Consider the following 908-nt stretch of genomic DNA (forward strand, 5'->3'; position numbering starts at 1 on the left):
CTCCCCACCCATGCCATCATCCCCTCACCCCACCACGGATACACCGGCAGGCGTGCCGGCGAGGTGGGGTCGGCGCTGGGTGTTTGAGGAGGACGCAAGCTCTCTCATCCGGGGTTCGCAGAAAATGGTCTCCCTCCGGTGACGGCGGGTTCCGTCGCAAGATGGCCCCGAGTTGAGCCCGGACGTGCCTGTGAGGCACACATGGTCTCGTCGCGAAGTTGGGCGAGAAGGCAGAGGGACCGGAGTTGCGTTCATAAACCGCCGAACGGGGTGCTGGAAGGCACCATATTTTTTACTCTATCGAGGTGATTTCCAGCGCCCCGTCCGAGTGAAGCCTGAACCAGCAAACCACGGGTGAAACCAGCCGCGTGACGGCATCGCCGCGCGCCGGAGCCGAAGAGGACCGCAATGCCGCAGCACGCTCATGATAATCCCGGCAAGGACCTTAAGGACCGCCTCGGTCTCGAGCTGATCGTTGCGCTGGCGGCGAGGACATCGGAGATGCTGTCCATGCCGGTCTTAACCTGCCCGATCAACCGCTGCCGCCGCGCTCGCGCCTGCCAGCGCATCGCCGTCAAGGGAAGCAAGCTCGCCTGCGTCCATACGCTGCCCTCGGAATACACACCCTGCTTCACCGACTATCTCGGCTGGGCCGGGATGGTCTGCGCCGACGCCCGCGATGGAGAGCACGACGCGATGTTCCGGCTCCTTGACCTCCTGCCGCCGGACCTGCGCGGCCATACGGTGTCGGTCGTCCGTGATTGCCTTGCCGGCGACGCCCGGGCGCTCGCCTGCCTTGATGAGACACTTGCCCTTATCGCCGAGAAAGCGCCACCGGTCTTCGAGCACCCGCAGGAGGAAGCGCAGGCCACACCCTGATGCGATCGCGATCGCCACCGCCCCCGGCG

1 protein-coding gene is annotated in these 908 nt (G+C 65.5%); it reads left to right on the forward strand.

Translation table 11 applies throughout. The annotated features are described in order from the left end of the window. Nucleotides 1–408 precede the first annotated feature (408 nt). Entirely contained in the window at nt 409–879 is a 471-nt protein-coding gene (locus tag ACCD05_RS31750) for a hypothetical protein (RefSeq protein ID WP_413397641.1), read from the forward strand. The last annotated feature ends 29 nt before the right edge of the window (nt 880–908 follow it).

The organism is Rhizobium sp. Rhizsp42 (assembly GCF_047304155.1).
Classification (GTDB): Bacteria; Pseudomonadota; Alphaproteobacteria; order Rhizobiales; family Rhizobiaceae; genus Rhizobium.